Raw genomic sequence first — 17622 nt, 5'->3', positions numbered from 1 at the left:
CATATATTCTAAATCGGGGTGACTATCATGAAATTGAAGAAGATGTTATGTGTTTTAGCAGCAACGACTTTATTGGCAGGGGCTCTGGCGGGATGCTCATCCTCGTCCTCATCCTCTAAAGAACCAGCAGAAAATGCACCAGCACCCGCCGAGACGGCACAGGAAAGTAATCAGAATCCATACCTGGCTTCGGAGAATCCGTTGAAATTAAAGGTCCATCTGGGAACGAAGGAATCTGGTGTATTTAACAATGATTGGCCGATCTTCGTGAAGGCGGCAGAGCTGACGAATGTAACGCTGGAAGGTACATTGCCGAATACGGTATCCGATTTCACAGAGACGTTCAGTGTGGTTATGGCATCGGGTCAACTTCCAGACATTATGCAAGCGCTATCTAGCGACTTTTTGAAGTATGGTCCTGAAGGGGCCTTCCTTCCGCTGAATGACTTGATTGACGGGCATGCCCCGAATCTGAAGAAGTTCTTCGAAGACAATCCAGATGTACGTAGCGCAGCTTCGGATATAGACGGCAAGATCTGGTTTATTCCATTTATCCAGGATGGAGAAGCAGAGAAGGGCTGGTTCATCCGTAAGGATTGGTTAGAGAAGTTAGGCTTGGAAGAGCCGAAGAGTGTGGACGAATTGCATAGTGTGCTGACCGCATTTGTGAATGATGACCCGAATGGCAACAACAAGAAGGATGAGATCGGGTTCTTCCACAGAAATACTTCACTAGGTATTGAAGGGCTTATGGCGCTTTGGAACGCTTATCCTGGTTATCGGGCATTCGACGGCAAAGTGATCTACGGGCCGTTGGAGAATGAATATGGCGTAGCTATGGAGAACCTGGCACAATGGTATAAGGAAGGGCTGATCGATAAAGAGATCTTCACCCGCGGAGGCAAGGCGAGAGATATTCTGCTTGCTGACAATGTCGGCGGCTTGACCCATGACTTCTTCGCTTCAACAGGGAATTACAATGAGCAGTTGGAAGGGAAAATAGAAGGGTTCCAATTTAACCCGATGCTTCCGCCAGCGGACGTGAACGGCAAGGTGAAGGAGCCCTCCAAGCGGGATCGTGCTAGAAACTTCGGCTGGGGAATTTCGCACAGCAACTCTGATCCGATAGCGACGATTAAATACTTCGACTTCTGGTTCACTGAGGAAGGCAGACGGATGGCCAACTTCGGTATTGAAGGCGATACGTATACCATGGTGGACGGAAAGCCGATCTTTACCGATAAAGTAATGAAGTCCGATAAAGCGCCAGTCGATGTGATTCGTGAGACAGGAGCTCAATCGAGCTTCGGCTTCCAGCAGGATTACTTCTATGAAGAACAGTGGACATTGCCTCTGGCCAAGGAAGGTATCGATGCATATAAAGAGAAGCAAGTATTCATGGATAAATTCCCTGTTCTGAAATTTACAACGGAGGAACAGAGAGAAATTCAGAAGATTTCTCCTAAGATCGATACCTATATTGCGGAGACAACCCAGCAATGGATTCTTGGCGCGAAGCCGGTGGATCACGCGGCCTTCGTCAAAGAGCTTGAGAAGCTGGACGCACGTCGTATGGTAGAAATCAACCAAGCTGCATATGATCGGTATGTGGAAGAAATGAAAGAAAAATAGACGAGCGCAGATAGGCTGTAGATGAGATTCTACAGCCTTATTTTCAAGGAGAATTAAAGATGAGAATACAAGAGTTATTGGAAGAACCGATATCTACCGGACAGCTGTTAAATAATCTGCGCTCCCGATTAGAGCCGATGGCCGTCAAGAGTGCGTATATTTCGGATCATATGTCAGAGCTTGTGCAGGAGACGATCATCCAGGCCGAGGAGGCTTATCGGGGATATCTGAAGCTACCGGGTACGGGGGGAGAACGTGAATTCATAGGGAACCCTCCTTGTTGGCTGGAGCGTAGACATGATGATAATGAATTTCTCTGGCAGCTGAATCGCATGACTCATTGGCAGGCTCTATTAGAAGCTTATTCCTTAACGAAGGATGAGAAATACGGACGCAAGGTCATCGAAGAGATGCTGGATTGGATCAAGGTGGTCGAGATTCGTGAGGACATGATAGATTATCCGCTGAGCTATTTTGAGGGATGTCATCCCTTACGGGCATTAGAGCTGGGCATTCGAAATTATAAGACTTGGCCGCTAATATTGGAGCATTTGGGACATACAGATTTGTTTACAGAGGCGATATTGGAACAGTATTTAGAGGCTGTCTACAAGCAAACTAAGATCCTGCGCAAGGTATCGCCACTGCTCTGGCCGAAGGCAGATCATAACCATTTTCTGATGGAATGCCTTGGTATATTGACCACTGCGCTCTATTTCCCGGAGCTGCGCGAAGCTGAAGAGTGGAGGACATTTGCCATTGAGGGGATCGAGCGCTGCGGCCTTGCCCAATTGACAGAGGACGGGGGGCAGATTGAAGGCTGTCCGTCTTACCATAACGGCTGTATGTTCTGGTTTGGGCTTGCTGTCGTACTGGCCAAGCGATTCCACTTTCAGTTCTCAGAGCAGTATATGAGACTGTTCCGCAAGAACCTCGACTACTCTATTTATTCCTTGCGACCGACGGGAAAATCTGTGCCCGTAGGAGATTCGCATGCCAACAATTTGGCGGTGATGGGGGCAGTATATGGCTACATGGCTTTGGATGATTTAACCTGGCTGGGGCTCGCAACCAATCTGATCGACACTAGGGAGGTTCTGCACGAGGCTGGCAAACACGCTTGGCGCGCCTTAGACGTACAGCAGTTCTATGAGGATTTGCAGTCCCTTCAAGGCCAGCATTATGAGTGTAATAAATCGACGACCTTCTGGAATCGAACGCTTCATCAGGCGATTATTCGCAGCGGGTGGGATTCCAAAGCGCTGAGCTTCCTGTTTACATGCAGAAGTCCGATCCAGAACGCCCATGCTCATATCGATCTTATGAGCTTTGATTTCACCGCCCTGGGGAAAGACATGATCTGCGATCCGGGCATTTTCTGTTATCGAGAGGATGAGGATCGTAAGCAGTTCAAAAGTGCCAATTATCACTCTACTCTGCTGATCGATGGGAGAGATCATTTTGAATATATAAGTTCATTTCAATTTGGTCCCCAGAAGGCTGGGGAGATTTACAACGTGGAGGACCGGGGCTTCTATCAAATCGCAAGCGCTTACCATCTGAATTATGAGCCTGTAGTGCCTCATCGCCATATCGCCTTGGTGGATCATCAACTCCTTGTGATTGCAGATCGGGTGACAGGGTTAGAGCAGAATAGGGTTGAACGCTACTTCCACCTGGACTATACCGAAGTAGAGGCAGCACCGGAGCGCGTCATCGCTACGAGTGAGATTGCGAATCTTGCTATATACACCTATCCTCAGGAGCAAGTAGAGCTTCTGCCGGGCAGGCTGTCCGATGTGAATGATATTGCCAGAGAAGCTACAAGAGTCCGGTTTCAAGGGACATACAGCGGCGTAGTTACCTTATTGACTGTATTAGTGCCTTACCAGGGCGATCATGCGCCCGCTGTAAATATTGAGCCTGAGGGAGATGGCTGCTATACGCTCAACTATGGCAGACGTTATCATATTGAGATCATGGACAAAGATATGACCATTAGTAAACCAGTATAGGGAGGGTAAATGAGGATGAGTTCGCAAAAAAAGTTGTTCCGATGTACTAGTCTTTTGTTAAGTATTGTCTTAGGGATGAGTGGAATTTTGGGTGTATTCCCAGCCCAGGCAGCCTCAGCGATCCAGGTGTACTTATGTCAGGATTTTGAGGATTACACCCAGACAGGTGCTCCGCCGAGCGGGTTCGAGATGACAGGCATCACGGACGTAAAGAAATCAAGCGGTGCGTTAAATAACGAATACACGGCCCCTCATGGAACCAGCGTATCGCTGCGGATTGACGAATCTGTAGCGAATCAACCTGATGTGGGCCTCGCCAAGCGTTTTGTAACGGAAGACTTAACGGGTGAACTCATCCTTGATTTTGATATTAAGCTGCTAGATTCCAATGGAAGCCGATTTTTCGAAATTAAAGACAGCGGTAATAAAGGCATTACACTCGGAAGCATAGGGCCTGATGGTATCTTAAAAGTGGAAGGCGATAAAATACCGTTGAATACGGACCAGTGGCACCGGCTTTCCTTTGTGATCAACTATCAATCTGCGGTGCAGACCGCTTCTGTCTATGTAGACGGAATCAAAAAGATAGATTCGATCACCCTGAAAAATACCAGCAATGCCTCAGGTATCAATTACGTCCGCATTCGGGCTAAGCGCAGCCTCCCAGCGGATCTGACAACCGATGTCAGCGGGAATAAGAACTTCACAACCTTGCTGGATAATATGAGGGTATATAGCGGTACTGAGCTGAAGACGATGGAAGAGCTACAGGAACTGAATGCACCGGACTCGTTAATGGATTTTGACAATGACCTCGGCATTTCCGTTACAGATCGTCTGGTGGGGGCTCTGGCTATGGTCGTAAACAGCCCCAATGTGCTGAAGGATAATGTGAGGGACGTTAATGCGATCAGTGAGGAGAATGTACCGCGAAAAGTGGAGGGAGAAGTCCTTGTGCCGCTTCGTTTTGTAGGTCAATTTTTTGGTGTAGATGTGGAGATCAGTGAGGAAATAGCCAATTCCCATCCGCATATACAGTATACTTCTGACGATGTGCTGGTTCCCTTAGATCTGGCAGGCATTCTCCTTCATAAACAAGTGTATACGGATTATAAAGGCAGAGGGCTTATCGTCATCGGCGATCAGGCTAAACCGTTTGACGATGCGCTGGATAAGGTGGATGAGGGCATCAAGCCCCAGAATAATGAGAAGTTCTTCATTGAGGAAGCTATCAAAGAGATCGTTTACGATAGACCCACCGGAGACGAAGCCATCGCTCAGCTGTTAAGCCATAATGCGGCTCATCCAAGAGTCCTGGCTACTTCATCTGACTTCGCCCGGGTGAAGTCGATGGTTCTGTCAGGAGAGACTACGATTAGCAAATGGTATCAGGATATTCAGAAGCAGGGCGAGAAGCATGTGAATATGGCCTTGCCTACGGATGATCTTCCGGATGGCCGTCGAATGATCGGCTCCAGGCAAGTAGGGCCGCTCGTGATTAATTTGGGGATGCTCTATCATCTTAGCGATGATGCGGTGAAGAAGGAGCAATATAAGCAGCGGATCTGGGACGAAGTCTATACGGTGTCTCAGTTCCCGAACTGGAATGAAGAGAATGAATTTCTGAATACGGCAGAATTCATGGAAGGGTTGGCTATTGCCTATGACTGGCTGTATGACGCATGGACTCCAGAGCAGAGACAGATTCTTGAGGATGCGATGATTCAGAAGGGTCTCGTTAAAACATTGGAGGCTTATAACAAAAATATATGGTGGATTCATACGTATCCAAGAACGAATAACTGGAATGCGGTATGTAATGGAGCTTCGATTCTCACTCTGATGGCCATCGGCGACCTGGATAAGGAGATCCTTCTGCCGTCCAAAGAGAAAGTAACAATGCAGCAATTTGGCAGCAAGATACTGGACACGGCCTTCAACGCGCTGGAAGACTATATTCTATTAGAATTTACTCCTGACGGAGCATGGGCGGAGGGGCCAAGCTATTGGAAATATACTTTAGAGTATATTGTTCGGTTCATGTCTTCTTTGGAGACTGCGTTAGGGACTAGCTATGGTTATGACCAGACCCCAGGGCTGAATAAGACCGCTTATTTTCCAACGTATTTAAGCGGTGCGGTAGGCTCACTGAACTATGGGGATGCGTCGAGCAACAAGGTCATGTCTGCTGAGGAGCTGTGGATCGCGCAGAAATATGGGGACCGATTATTAGCTTCTGTTCATCTGGATAATAAAATCAAATTCAGGAATGCCGGCTCCGAGTTTGAGATGCTGTGGTATGAGCCGGCTCTTTATATTCCGGAGCAAGCGCTTGATTTGGATCAATATTTTAGCGGAACAGAGGTAGCAACATTCAGAAGCAAATGGGAAGACCCCAATTCAAGCTTCTTAGGCTTCAAAGCAGGTAATAACGTAGTCAGTCACGGTCACTATGATCTGGGTAGCTTCGTGTTCGAGTCCTTGGGACAGCAGTGGGCGATTGATCTGGGCAAGGATGATTATAATCTGCCGGGATATTCGAATTATGACAAGGAACGCTTAACTTACTACCGTTTGAATCCAGAGGGGCATAACACATTGGTGATCAACCCTGAGGGGGGCGCACAGCAGAACATTAAGGCCTTCTCCAAGATCGAGAAGGTGGAGAGCAAACCGTCTGGCGGATTTGCGATTGCTAATCTAACAGAGGCTTATAACAGGCATGTCGCTCAAGCGAAGCGGGGCGTGATGCTGGCCGCGAACCGGACGAGAGCCATGATTCAGGATGAAGTATCCTTCTTGAATCCTTCAACAGCCTATTGGTTCATGCATACAGAGGCTGACATTCAAGTTAGTGCTGATGGCAAGTCGGCGATCTTAAGCAAGGGCGGCGAGAAGCTCTGGATTGGACTGGATAGTGATGCGCGTGACGGGGCGGGCCAGCCGATCGATGTGTGGCTTGATGTGATGGATGCAAAGCCGCTGCCACAATCTCCTAACCCTTCTAAGCAGAATCAGAATATCGGGATTCGCAAACTGTTTATGAAGCTGGATCAAGTCAAGGAAATGAGATTGACAGTCACGATGGTCCCCATCGTTGGTTCGATGGAGGATACGAATCTGACCGTTAACAGTGTACCGCTTGATAACTGGAGCATTACGGACGGTGAACTCATCATTCCAGTTATTCAAAGCGCCAGCGTAGACGGGGTACCGTTAGCTGAGTTCAATGCGCAGAAATTCAGTTATGATATACAGCTGCCGCTTGACCGTGCAGATGTACCTGTGCTGGAATTCACGTATGATCAGACGCTGAATGATGTACAGGTCATCCCTGCGGATGAGGTTCCGGGTATAACGAAGTTAATTGTATCTTCATTGCAAAACCCGGAAATCAAGAGCATTTATTTCTTCAATTACAAGTTAGTGCCTCTCAACGGAGAAGAGGAGCGGTTAAGCGAGCTCCCTGTGGTAGCTATCTCCGCAAGCGCCTCGCAGGCTGAACAAGGGAATACTGAAGATAAAGCAATTGACGGTGATCTGAATACTTATTGGGGGGCAGAAGGCGACCAGTGGATCAGGCTGGATCTGGGTGAAGTGAAGACGGTCAATAGTGTTGGCATAGCGTTTATCCGCGGGAATGAGCGCAGCTTCAAATATGATATCGAAACCTCGGTGGACGGACAGATCTGGTATAAGGCCTATTCCGGCCAGAGCAGCGGGGAGAGCCTGGATATCGAGAAGACGTATGTGAGGCAGCATGAAGCTCAGTACATCCGTATCACCGGGCATGGAAACAGTGTGAATCAATGGAACTCTTATGCGGAGATTCGTGTCTATCAGCTTCAGTCTCAAGAGTCTCAAGAACAGAACTAACAAGGGAAGTCATATCATTCGTGAAAAGGAGCAGCCTTGTGCTGTTCCTTTTTTAATATTCTGGAGTGAGTGGCTCTGCTAATTGCAGAAAGTACAACTAACTTCACACAAATCGACTCTAGTTGTATTTTAATTGTAAAAAGTACACTTGAAATCACGATTTCATTGATTTGGTAAAAGAGGGGGGACTTTAAATGTACTAAATACAATTAAAAGAACGTTGCCCCACCCATCCCTCAAAATAAGTGTATTAGTTGCACTTAAAATTCTGCGCTACCGCGGATTATGGATGATACCCAAATCGAATTAATCCATGACACTAGACTAGTGGATAAAATTCAGACTCCGTATTTAAGAATGATATGGAGAACCACTACATCATCGGAATGATTGGTATAGGAATGTGTTTTGTCGGCACGAAAACTTATGGAGTCATATTGATTCAATTGATATGGCTCATCATTCACCGTGATTGTAATTTCTCCTGACATCACAGTGACAATTTCGGTAGTATTAAAATGATGCTGTTCTGGATAGTAGGAGCTGTTAGGCTGCAAATAAGCCCGGCACATTTCAATCTCATCGCTTGCATTTTGGAATATCGGTTCAACAATCCAAGTTTTATCATCCCCGGCGATTCTTAATCCTTCCCCAGCTCGTGACAAGCTCACGCTGCCTCCGCTTGAGAATAACGCCATGAGGGGAATAGACAGGCTCTTTGAAATTTTCCATAGCATGCCTAGCGTCGGATTTGTCTCTCCCCGTTCAATATTCCCAAGCGTAAGCTTGCTAACATCTGACAGCTCCGCTAGATCACTAAGGCTCATATTCCGCTCTTTGCGAAGTTTCTTTAAGACGGCTCCAACCTGTAACACCACTTGCTTCGGATCATCAGCTTCCATGGCATTTCTAACCTCTCTTTTCAATGACAATAACATTATAGTTAGTATATCATAGATTATATTTAAGACGTTAAAGTAAATTATACTATACTTTTTAACTGGACAAATTTAAAATTTATATATTATAATATATCGATGAATGTATTTAATATATTATAAATAACTTTTTAAGTATAGATTGGAGAGGAAACATTCATGAGTACGTCAAAAATAAAAAGCCATATACGCCATGTCCAAGCGAAGCCCAAGATTGCTGCAGGGGCAGTCATCATTGGAATCCTTTTTATAGCTGCCAATTTAAGGGCGCCCTTAACTTCGGTGGGTCCATTAATAGGTCTTATTCGTGACCATATGCATATATCAAACACCTTAGCCGGAATGATTACTACACTTCCTTTGCTTGCCTTTGCGATCTTCTCGCCTTTCGTACCTCGTTTGGGGCGCAAGCTGGGAATGGAATTAATGATATTGGTTTCTGTCGTTTTTTTGACGATCGGCATTCTGTTGCGTTCATTTCCGGGGGTTGCTGCCCTTTATCTCGGTACCGCCATTCTGGGCTTATCCATCGCCGTTTGCAATGTATTGCTGCCCGGTCTTATTAAACGGGAGTTCCCTGAACGCATGGGACTGATGACAGGCTTGTATTCTATTTCTATGAATTTGTTTGGAGCCGTAGCTTCTGGAATCAGTGTTCCACTGGCATCCGGATTAGGCTGGCGAGGGGCTCTAGGGGTGTGGGGAATTCTAAGCTTCGTTTCTATTTTATTCTGGCTACCTCATCTGAAACGTAGCTCTGCAGGTGTATCTGCTGCGCAAGGTCAGGCGGCAGGCCAGCATGTGAATTTATGGCGTTCCCCCCTTGCCTGGCAAGTAACGATGTTCGTGGGACTACAATCGATGGTGTTCTATGTCATCATTACCTGGCTTCCTGAGATAATGAAGCAGCAGGGTGTATCTGCTGATCGATCTGGCTTGCTGCTCTCCATGATGCAGCTGGCTCTGCTTCCATTCACGTTCGTTGTTCCGGTTATAGCCGGGCGTATGCGTAGTCAACGCTTGCTGGTTGTATTTACGTTCGGATTGATGCTGACTGGAACACTCGGCCTACTCTATGGCAGCTCCAGCTTGATTATGTTATGGATAATCATACTTGGAATCGGGGGTGGCTTTGCTTTTGGTCTAGCGATGATGTTCTTTGGCTTACGGACGAAGAATGCCCATCAAGCATCAGAACTGTCCGGGATGGCTCAATCTATTGGATATTTGCTTGCCGCACTCGGCCCGACACTGTTCGGTTATTTGCATGATATTACTGGCGATTGGACACTCCCATTATGGATATTGGTCGGCGCCTCCGTCCTGCTCTTTTTATTTGGCCTTGGTGCGGGTAGAGACCGTTATGTAAGTACCGATAAATGAGATGGTTCTCGTTTTCATGTGATCGCCCGAGTCCCAGATCAACTACAACCACTAATACCTATGCACTCTGTCTACCCTGGGCTATAATTCTTTGTATTGATACATGAAGGGGAGAAGATCATGCCGTACAACATATTACTGATTGAGGATGATACCCAAATCGTTGAAATACTACAGAGTTATCTGGTCAAAGAAGGGTATGCTGTCTCGGCAGCGTATAATGGGCTGGACGGACTAACCTTATTTCGGCGGGGCGGCTTTGATATGGTCATCGTTGATCTGATGATGCCGAAGCTGGATGGGATCGAAGTGATTAAGCTAATTCGGGAGGATAGCTCCGTGCCGATCCTTATCATGTCAGCGAAGGACAGTGATGTCGATAAGGCGATCGGGCTGGGCTTCGGGGCAGATGATTACATCGCGAAGCCCTTTTCCCTTATTGAAGTGTCGGCCCGGGTCAAAGCAGCGATTCGCCGTGCCACGACCTATTCCACTCTCGGACAGACCGCCGTCGCGGTCGGAGATCAGGCCCCTTTGCCAGCTAGAGTATTGACGTTCGGCGACCTGTGTATAGACCTGGACAATTATTCAGCGTCGAGGAACGATGTCGATCTGAAGCTGACGGCCAAAGAGTTTGAAATTCTGAAGCTGTTCGCTACGAATCCGAATCGTGTATTCACGAAGGCCCAGCTGTACGGTTTTATATGGAACGACGAGTATTATGGCGATGAGAACGTGATTAACGTACATATTCGCCGCTTGCGCGAGAAAATCGAAGACCAGCCGTCCGCACCCCAATATATTAAGACGCTGTGGGGCATCGGCTATAAATGGGTAGGAGAATGATATGGTAATTGCGCTATCCATACTCGTCGTTATTTTGCTGGCGATCATCGCACTCCAATATCACACCTATCGGGTCAGAAGCTATAACCTGGGGCAGATACATAATAAGCTAAAAGAAATAATTACGGGGGACACCAGCGAGAAGCTGCTTATTTTTACGGATGACCCTGGCTTAATCCCGGTTCTGGTCGAGATCAATCGTTTGCTGGAGCATAATCAGCAGAAGGCGGCCCACTTCCTAAAGATGGAGCAGTCAATACGGAAAATGATCTCGAATATCTCGCATGATCTGAAGACCCCCTTGACGGTGGTACTGGGTTACATCGAGACGATCCATCTCGACCCGGACATGGATGCGGAGGAGAGGCGGGTCCTGCTGTCCAAGGCGCATGCCAAGGCAAATGAGGTATTGGAGCTGATCCGTCAGTTTTTTGATCTGGCCAGACTTGAGTCGGGGGATACCCCAATCTCGCTCTCCCAGGTTCATATGAACGACATCTGCGGGAAGAACATGCTAACCTTCTATGATACGTTGACGGTCAAGGGCTTTGATGTTGCGATTGAGATGCCGGATAAGCCGATGCTAGCTCGGGGGAATGAGGAAGCGCTGGATCGTGTGCTGAACAATTTAATCTCCAATGCCATTCAGCATGGCGGCGAGGGAAGGGTCGTCGGCTTAACCCTGCGAGGCGATGACGAGTATGTGTACGTGGATGTATGGGATCGGGGCAAAGGAATCGGCGAACTGCATCAGGATCGGGTATTCGAGCGAATGTATACACTGGAGGACTCGCGTAATAAATCGTATCAGGGTAGCGGCCTCGGTCTGACGATTACGAAAAGACTGGTCGAAGCGCAGGGAGGAACGATCCACATCCATAGCAAGCCTTATGAAAAAACGGTGTTTACTGTTAAGCTGAAGCGAATCGCCTTTGCAACTTAAGGAATTTGTAAGAATCGAGTAAGAAAAAAGCTAAATTCGCTGCTTACAATAAGGCTGTAACTAGCTAAGGAGGCATGGAAAGCGGATGACATATATCGTTAGAACGAAGCAGTTGACCCGGGCTTACATGGGCAAAGAGGTCGTATCCAACGTCAATATTAACATCAAGCCAGGGGAAATCTATGGCATGCTTGGCCCGAATGGCGCCGGCAAAACAACAGTCATGAAAATGATCACGAATCTGATTAAGCCGACAGCGGGAGAAATTGAAATTTTCGGGGAGCGATTGACGGACACATCGTACCGACAGTTAGGACGGATGGGGACGATTATCGAACATCCTATTTTTTATGACAAGCTGACCGCTCGTGAGAATCTGGATCTGCATTGTGAATACATGGGCTACCATAACAAAAAATCGATCGATAAGGCACTTGAACTGGTCAATTTGCAGGGAATTGATCATAAAGCGGTCAAGGAGTTCTCCATGGGGATGAAGCAGCGGCTTGGTATCGCGCGGGCGATTATGACAAAGCCGGAGCTGCTGATTCTGGATGAGCCGATTAACGGTCTTGATCCGCTCGGAATCAAGGAGCTGCGTGATCTCTTCAAAATGCTATGCAAGCAATATGGCATCACTATTCTCATCTCCAGCCATATTCTTGGCGAGATTGAATTGATCGCCGACACGATCGCTGTGATGAATGATGGCAAGCTGCTGCAGGAGGTTACGATGGAGCATATCGTTCAGCAAACCTCGGAGTATATCGAGATTACCACGAACGATTGCAGCAAGGCGGCTTATGTGCTTGAGCACCATTTGAACATATCCAATGTACGCATTACCGATGAAGGCCAGGTCCGCATCTATGATAGCCGTATTCCTCAGAGCGAGCTGATGAAGACTTTAGTGCTGCACGATGTAGCGATTGAGGCGGTTCATAAGAAAAAAGGGTCGTTGGAAGATTACTTCTTATCCATCCTGAACGGGGGTGGCATCGTTGCTTAAGCTGATGAAACTGGAAATGCGTAAATTCCGGATAGGGGGTTATGTTTGGGGAGCGATTGTCGCCAACATTCTAATATTGGGTTTTATCTTCCTGATCAGCTTTACTACGGAATTCAAGGAAGAATTGCCCTTTAACAGCTATGATATGGTATTCTCTGTCATCGATACATTCGTTCGTGCAACCTATATCGTGTTCGCCTCGGTGCTTATTTCACGGCTGATCATTGATGAATACCGTAGCAAGTCGATCACGGTGCTGTTCATGTACCCGATCAACCGTAAAAAGCTCATCGCCGCCAAGCTACTCATCGTAGTGCTGTTTACGTTAGTTGCGGATATTGTGGCCAATCTATTTGTTGGCCTAGGCTTCTATATTTTAAATCTATCCGTATCTGTTATTCCAGAGCCGCTCACAGGGGCAATTGCAGTCCAATTAATATTAAAGTTTATGATGAGCGCGCTGGCTACCAGCTTCCTGAGCCTCATTCCGCTATACTTCGGCATGCGCAAGCATTCCATCGCAGCTACCATCGTATCATCGCTCATCGTCGTCGGAATCATCTGCCAGAATGTAAATGGCTTCACCTTGTATTCCATCATTGCGGTGCCGATCGGGTTTGCACTCCTTGGAGCGGGCATTGCTTATATGGCGATTCGTAACATCGAGCATGTGGATGTGCTGAAGTAGCGAGAAGCGGGAGGCGAGATCTGGATGGTATATCGAGTATTAAAATGGGTGTTGTTGATTTGCGCGGTTTCTTTCGTCTTGAACGTACTATTGTATTGGGGGACCGGTAACCCTGGAGTGCTCATCAATCTGTTTGGCAGTGCAATAATAGGCGTCCTGGTTGGAATCGGGTTATTGTTCAAGAAGAGGCGGTAAGTTTGAAAAGCGAATCATAATGGAGTGGAATTGATCATTTTCCACTCCTTTTTGTTTTTCTAAATAGTCCTTTCCTAATGATCTACTCATCATTACACCTATTGGCGTTTTTTTTAATGTAATCATTTGATCTGATTATTTCTTTATCTGGGTTACGCCCCTTACAATCCAGATATACAGGCGTATTGCTATGGGCCAACAGGCCCCGTAGCACGTCGTAGCACAGCACGATAGAGAGAAGGAGAGGGAGGAGATTTACATAGTAGGTACAGTGGAGGTACAGAATCTGGGGGCGATGATCCAATCCCGCTTTGGGCAAGCAGCGGCTTTCCGCTTTGATGGTGCGCGTTATACGGTATGCTTCGCGAGCAATGGTGTACCGGCAGTTCTGCAGGAATTCGACCTGCTGTCTGGCGAGCTGCTGTTCCGCGAGTCTATCCCTGATACAGACTGCTGTTGGGGAATGTGCGCTGCAGAAAACGGTGATATCTATCTAAGCGGAATCAATGATGGTGTGCTATATCGTTATTCATCAGACGGATTGCAGACCATCGGTACGAACCCATCGGATCGCTGGGTATGGCAGCTATTCAGTACCCATGACAGAGTATTCGGCGGGACGTATCCGGGAGCTAAAGTGTTTGAGTATCACCTCAAGACAGGCGTATTTCGCGACTACGGAGTTGTGAAGGAAGGACAGGATTATGTACGCGGGCTTACCGCCGATGAAGATTCGATCTACGCCGGAATCGGGGCTACTAAGCATGTAGTACGAATCGATCGGACGACCGGTGAGTTGGAGGAGCTGAAGCTAGAGGGAATCAGCGGTTCACAAGGCTTCGTAGACCGTCTTTGGGTGATCGATGGTTACTTATTTGTCTCTTGTAATTATACGGAGGCCCGCGTCTTCCGGCTTGATACGCTAACCCAGGTCGGCGCTTTCTCCTATGACAACATGCTGATTAATTCGCGAGTTAGGCACCCGGGGAGAGTCTACTTCAAGCAGGGCAGGAAGTTATGCTATTGGGATATCGCTGGGGAGAGCTGGAGCGAGACAGAGATTTGTACACTGCCTGAAGGCAGAGTCAAGGCACTTGAATGGGTGTGTGTGGACGGTGAGCCTGGAGCTGAGAGTGGAGCGGGGAGATCTAGGTCTGGCGGGCAACAGGTTGGAACTGAAGAGTCCACACTCGCTCTAGTGACTGTAAATGCCCAGGTGGCTCTTATTAGCTTCCTGGACGGTCAGGTGACCATTCGCAGTTTGGACATTGAGCCGCAGCCGATCCTTATCCACTGTTTAGAAACCGGCGATGATGGCAAGCTGTACATCGGGGGTTATCAACGGGGATTTAGCCTGTTCGATCCGGAAACTGATGAAATTCGGCACACCTTTGAACTATTTCCCCAATCGGAGGGAATGACCTTCCTGGACGGAGTCGCTTATTTTGGGACGTATACCCATGCCCATATGTTCCGCTTTGACCCGTTGAGCCCGGTCGATTTCGGTACCACATTGGAGCATAATCCGGGGTGGATCGGGGAGCTTGGTCATGCGCAGGATCGCCCGTTTGCCATGACAAGAGGTGGCGGGCGAGTATTCGCCGGGACGGTACCGGATTATGGATTGCGCGGCGGAGCGCTGGCGATGTATGACCCTAGCGTCGGCCATTGGGAGGTTTACCCGGATATCATGCCGGAACATAGCATCCAAGGCGTGGCTTACAAGGACGGCTTAATCTATGGGGGAACTAGCATATGGGGTGGTCTTGGTGCTACACCCGCAGACGGGCCTGCCCGGATGTTCATCTGGGATGTGGACAAGCGGATAAAGGTGGCGGAGTTCGTGCCGGAGATTCCAGATATGGATAGGCCGCCTTGCATGATCGGAGAACTGAGCGCGGGGCCTGATGGACTAATCTGGGGAGCTATCGACAGGACATTATTCGCGATGGACCCGGTGACGACGCGAATTGTCAAGAGTAGAGTCTTCTTCCCGAGCGAGTACAAGTACAGCAAGTATCGGCCGATTTATCTTCGATGGGGAGCCGATGGTTATTTATATACGACCTTGGCCAGACGCTTGATTGTCGTCGATCCGGCTACGCTTGAATATGTGCAGCTTAGTAACGCGATCGTCGGCAACATGGCGCTGGACCATCATGGACGGCTGTATTACGCCCAGAATAAGGAGTTATATCGGCTTATTCTGCCGGATAATCCGTTCAGCCTAAATCTAGTCAACTAAACAACGAAGAAGGGAGCCCACTCTATGAACCAGCCATCGTTGCTGTCAAGGCCTGAGCTAGCTCGGGGAGTCCGGCGCAGGAGCTCATGGAAGGACTGGGAATTATACATGATGTTGATTCCCGGAGCATTATTCTTCATTCTATTTCGCTATTTCCCGATGTGGGGAATCATTATCTCTTTCCAGGATTATAATCCGTTCGGCGGGATCTGGAAGAGCGAATGGGTCGGTCTGCAGCATTTTGTAGCGCTGCTGCAGTATGACGGGTTCTGGCGCATCTTCCGTAACTCGATTGTGCTGAGCATGCTGAATCTTATCTTCTTCTTCCCGATGCCGATTATTATCGCGCTTATGCTGAATGAGGTCCGTAAGCGGGCTTTTAAGAACACGATTCAGTCCATCATCTATATGCCCCACTTCATATCCTGGGTGGTCGTGGCAGGAATTACATATCTGCTCTTGGGGACTCAGGGGGGCATCGTAAATGAGTTTGTCGTCAAGGCCGGGGGAGAGCCGATCAATTTCTTAACCTCGAATGAATGGTTCCGTACCCTGATCGTCTCGCAGAGTATATGGAAGGAAGCGGGCTGGGGGACGATTATATTCCTCGCCGCTCTATCTGGTGTCGACCCCCAGCTCTATGAGGCAGCAGTCGTCGACGGCGCGAACCGCTGGAGGCAGATCTGGCATATTACTCTGCCAGCCATCCGCAGCACGATTCTCATCATGCTGATTCTGAGGCTAGGTCATATCCTTGATAACGGCTTCGAACAGATCTTTCTGATGCTGAGTGCAACGACCTATGAGGTCGGCGACGTCTTCGAGACATACGTATATCGCGAAGGCCTGGTAGGTGGTAATTATAGCTATACGACAGCCGTTGGACTGTTCAAATCGGTGATTGGCCTGATTATGGTCGTGGCAGCAAATCGCCTGGCCAAGCGCTTCGGAGAGGAGGGAGTGTACTAATGCGGCAGTATCGTTTAACCGGTGACATGGTCTTCAGGGGCATCAATGGATTCCTTTTGGTACTGTGCGGCACAGCGACATTATTCCCTTTTCTCTATGTGTTAGCCGTATCGCTATCTCCAATGGAACAGGTGATGCGCGGGGGGCTGATCCTGTGGCCGGAGAAGTTCACCTGGGACTCTTATTCTATGATTTTCTCCAACTCGCATTTCATGCAGGCACTCTGGATGACTATATCGATTACGGTTGTCGGGACGATTACTAATCTGGCTCTGACCGTATTGATGGCTTATCCGCTCTCTAAAACCCGTCTTAAGGGACGGCGGATCATCCTGTTCCTCGTACTGTTCACGATGCTGTTCAGCGGTGGGATGATTCCAGGGTACCTGGTGATGAAATGGCTTGGTCTCCTTAATTCATTCTGGTCAGTCATTATGCCGGGAGCGATCAGCGCATTCAACCTGATTATTCTCAAGAACTTCTTCCAGGGCATTCCCGAGGCGTTGGAAGAATCAGCGCGCATCGACGGATGCAGCCACTTCGGAGTATTGTTGAAAATTGTGCTGCCGCTCTCGATGCCTGCACTGGCTACTTTCACATTATTCTATGCGGTGGGACATTGGAATCAATTCTTCCAGTCGATTATGTATGTGACTAATTCAAGCCTATGGCCGATTCAGGTCATCCTGAGGCAGATGATTATCGAGGGTTCTACCGAGGAATACCAGGCGGCTATTGCCAATGAGAGCATTCAGGTCATCCCGATGACGATCAAAATGGCAGCGATTGTCGTCGCTACAGTTCCGATTCTTCTCGTCTATCCATTCTTGCAGAAGCATTTTGCCAAGGGTGTGCTGTTAGGATCGGTCAAGGGCTGAGGTAA

General features: G+C 48.1%; 12 protein-coding genes. 11 read left to right on the top strand and 1 reads right to left on the bottom strand.

The window, feature by feature from the left end:
• The first annotated feature begins 27 nt into the window (after positions 1 to 27).
• Genes BFJ94_RS18465 through BFJ94_RS18455 form a run of 3 tightly spaced genes read left to right on the top strand, consistent with a single transcriptional unit; the run spans position 28 to position 7523 of the window.
• Complete coding sequence (locus BFJ94_RS18465) at positions 28 to 1632, top strand: extracellular solute-binding protein (protein WP_120463977.1); 1605 nt, start codon at positions 28 to 30, stop codon at positions 1630 to 1632.
• A gap of 59 nt (positions 1633 to 1691) precedes the next feature.
• Positions 1692 to 3647, top strand: coding sequence for a heparinase II/III family protein (locus tag BFJ94_RS18460; protein WP_120463976.1), 1956 nt, complete (start codon positions 1692 to 1694; stop codon positions 3645 to 3647).
• Between the two features lie 15 nt (positions 3648 to 3662).
• Positions 3663 to 7523, top strand: coding sequence for a discoidin domain-containing protein (locus BFJ94_RS18455; RefSeq protein ID WP_162944334.1), 3861 nt, complete (start codon positions 3663 to 3665; stop codon positions 7521 to 7523).
• 338 nt (positions 7524 to 7861) lie between these two features.
• Here the strand turns inward: BFJ94_RS18455 and BFJ94_RS18450 are convergent, their stop codons facing one another.
• Positions 7862 to 8425, bottom strand: coding sequence for a helix-turn-helix domain-containing protein (locus BFJ94_RS18450; RefSeq protein WP_120463974.1), 564 nt, complete (start codon positions 8423 to 8425; stop codon positions 7862 to 7864).
• 195 nt (positions 8426 to 8620) lie between these two features.
• Between BFJ94_RS18450 and BFJ94_RS18445 the strand changes: the two genes are divergently transcribed.
• The 8 genes from BFJ94_RS18445 (at position 8621) to BFJ94_RS18410 (ending at position 17617) form a co-directional block, all read left to right on the top strand.
• Positions 8621 to 9844 carry a CynX/NimT family MFS transporter gene (locus BFJ94_RS18445; protein ID WP_120463973.1) on the top strand — a complete coding sequence of 408 codons (1224 nt, stop codon included), beginning with the start codon at positions 8621 to 8623 and terminating at the stop codon, positions 9842 to 9844.
• Between the two features lie 120 nt (positions 9845 to 9964).
• Positions 9965 to 10690, top strand: coding sequence for a response regulator transcription factor (locus BFJ94_RS18440; protein WP_120463972.1), 726 nt, complete (start codon positions 9965 to 9967; stop codon positions 10688 to 10690).
• A gap of 1 nt (position 10691) precedes the next feature.
• Positions 10692 to 11633 (top strand): sensor histidine kinase, encoded by a 942-nt coding sequence (locus BFJ94_RS18435; RefSeq protein WP_120463971.1) that lies wholly within the window; start codon positions 10692 to 10694, stop codon positions 11631 to 11633.
• Between the two features lie 85 nt (positions 11634 to 11718).
• A complete protein-coding gene (locus tag BFJ94_RS18430; RefSeq protein WP_120463970.1) occupies positions 11719 to 12642 on the top strand; it encodes an ABC transporter ATP-binding protein in 924 nt (307 codons plus the stop codon).
• Positions 12635 to 13330, top strand: a complete 696-nt coding sequence (locus BFJ94_RS18425) for an ABC transporter permease (protein ID WP_120463969.1) — start codon at positions 12635 to 12637, stop codon at positions 13328 to 13330. The genes BFJ94_RS18430 and BFJ94_RS18425 overlap by 8 nt, the downstream gene beginning before the upstream one ends.
• Before the next feature lie 466 nt (positions 13331 to 13796).
• Positions 13797 to 15770: a ligand-binding sensor domain-containing protein gene (locus BFJ94_RS18420; RefSeq protein WP_120463968.1), complete on the top strand. Its 1974-nt coding sequence runs from the start codon at positions 13797 to 13799 to the stop codon at positions 15768 to 15770.
• A 24-nt stretch (positions 15771 to 15794) separates the two neighbouring features.
• Positions 15795 to 16739 (top strand): ABC transporter permease, encoded by a 945-nt coding sequence (locus BFJ94_RS18415; RefSeq protein ID WP_438803699.1) that lies wholly within the window; start codon positions 15795 to 15797, stop codon positions 16737 to 16739.
• A complete protein-coding gene (locus tag BFJ94_RS18410; RefSeq protein ID WP_120463967.1) occupies positions 16739 to 17617 on the top strand; it encodes a carbohydrate ABC transporter permease in 879 nt (292 codons plus the stop codon). The genes BFJ94_RS18415 and BFJ94_RS18410 overlap by 1 nt, the downstream gene beginning before the upstream one ends.
• The last annotated feature ends 5 nt before the right edge of the window (positions 17618 to 17622 follow it).

This window comes from Paenibacillus aceti, assembly GCF_003614185.1.
GTDB lineage: Bacteria > Bacillota > Bacilli > Paenibacillales > Paenibacillaceae > Fontibacillus > Fontibacillus aceti.
Note: the sequence above shows the minus strand (reverse complement) of the source record. Positions and strands in the feature narration are given on the sequence as shown.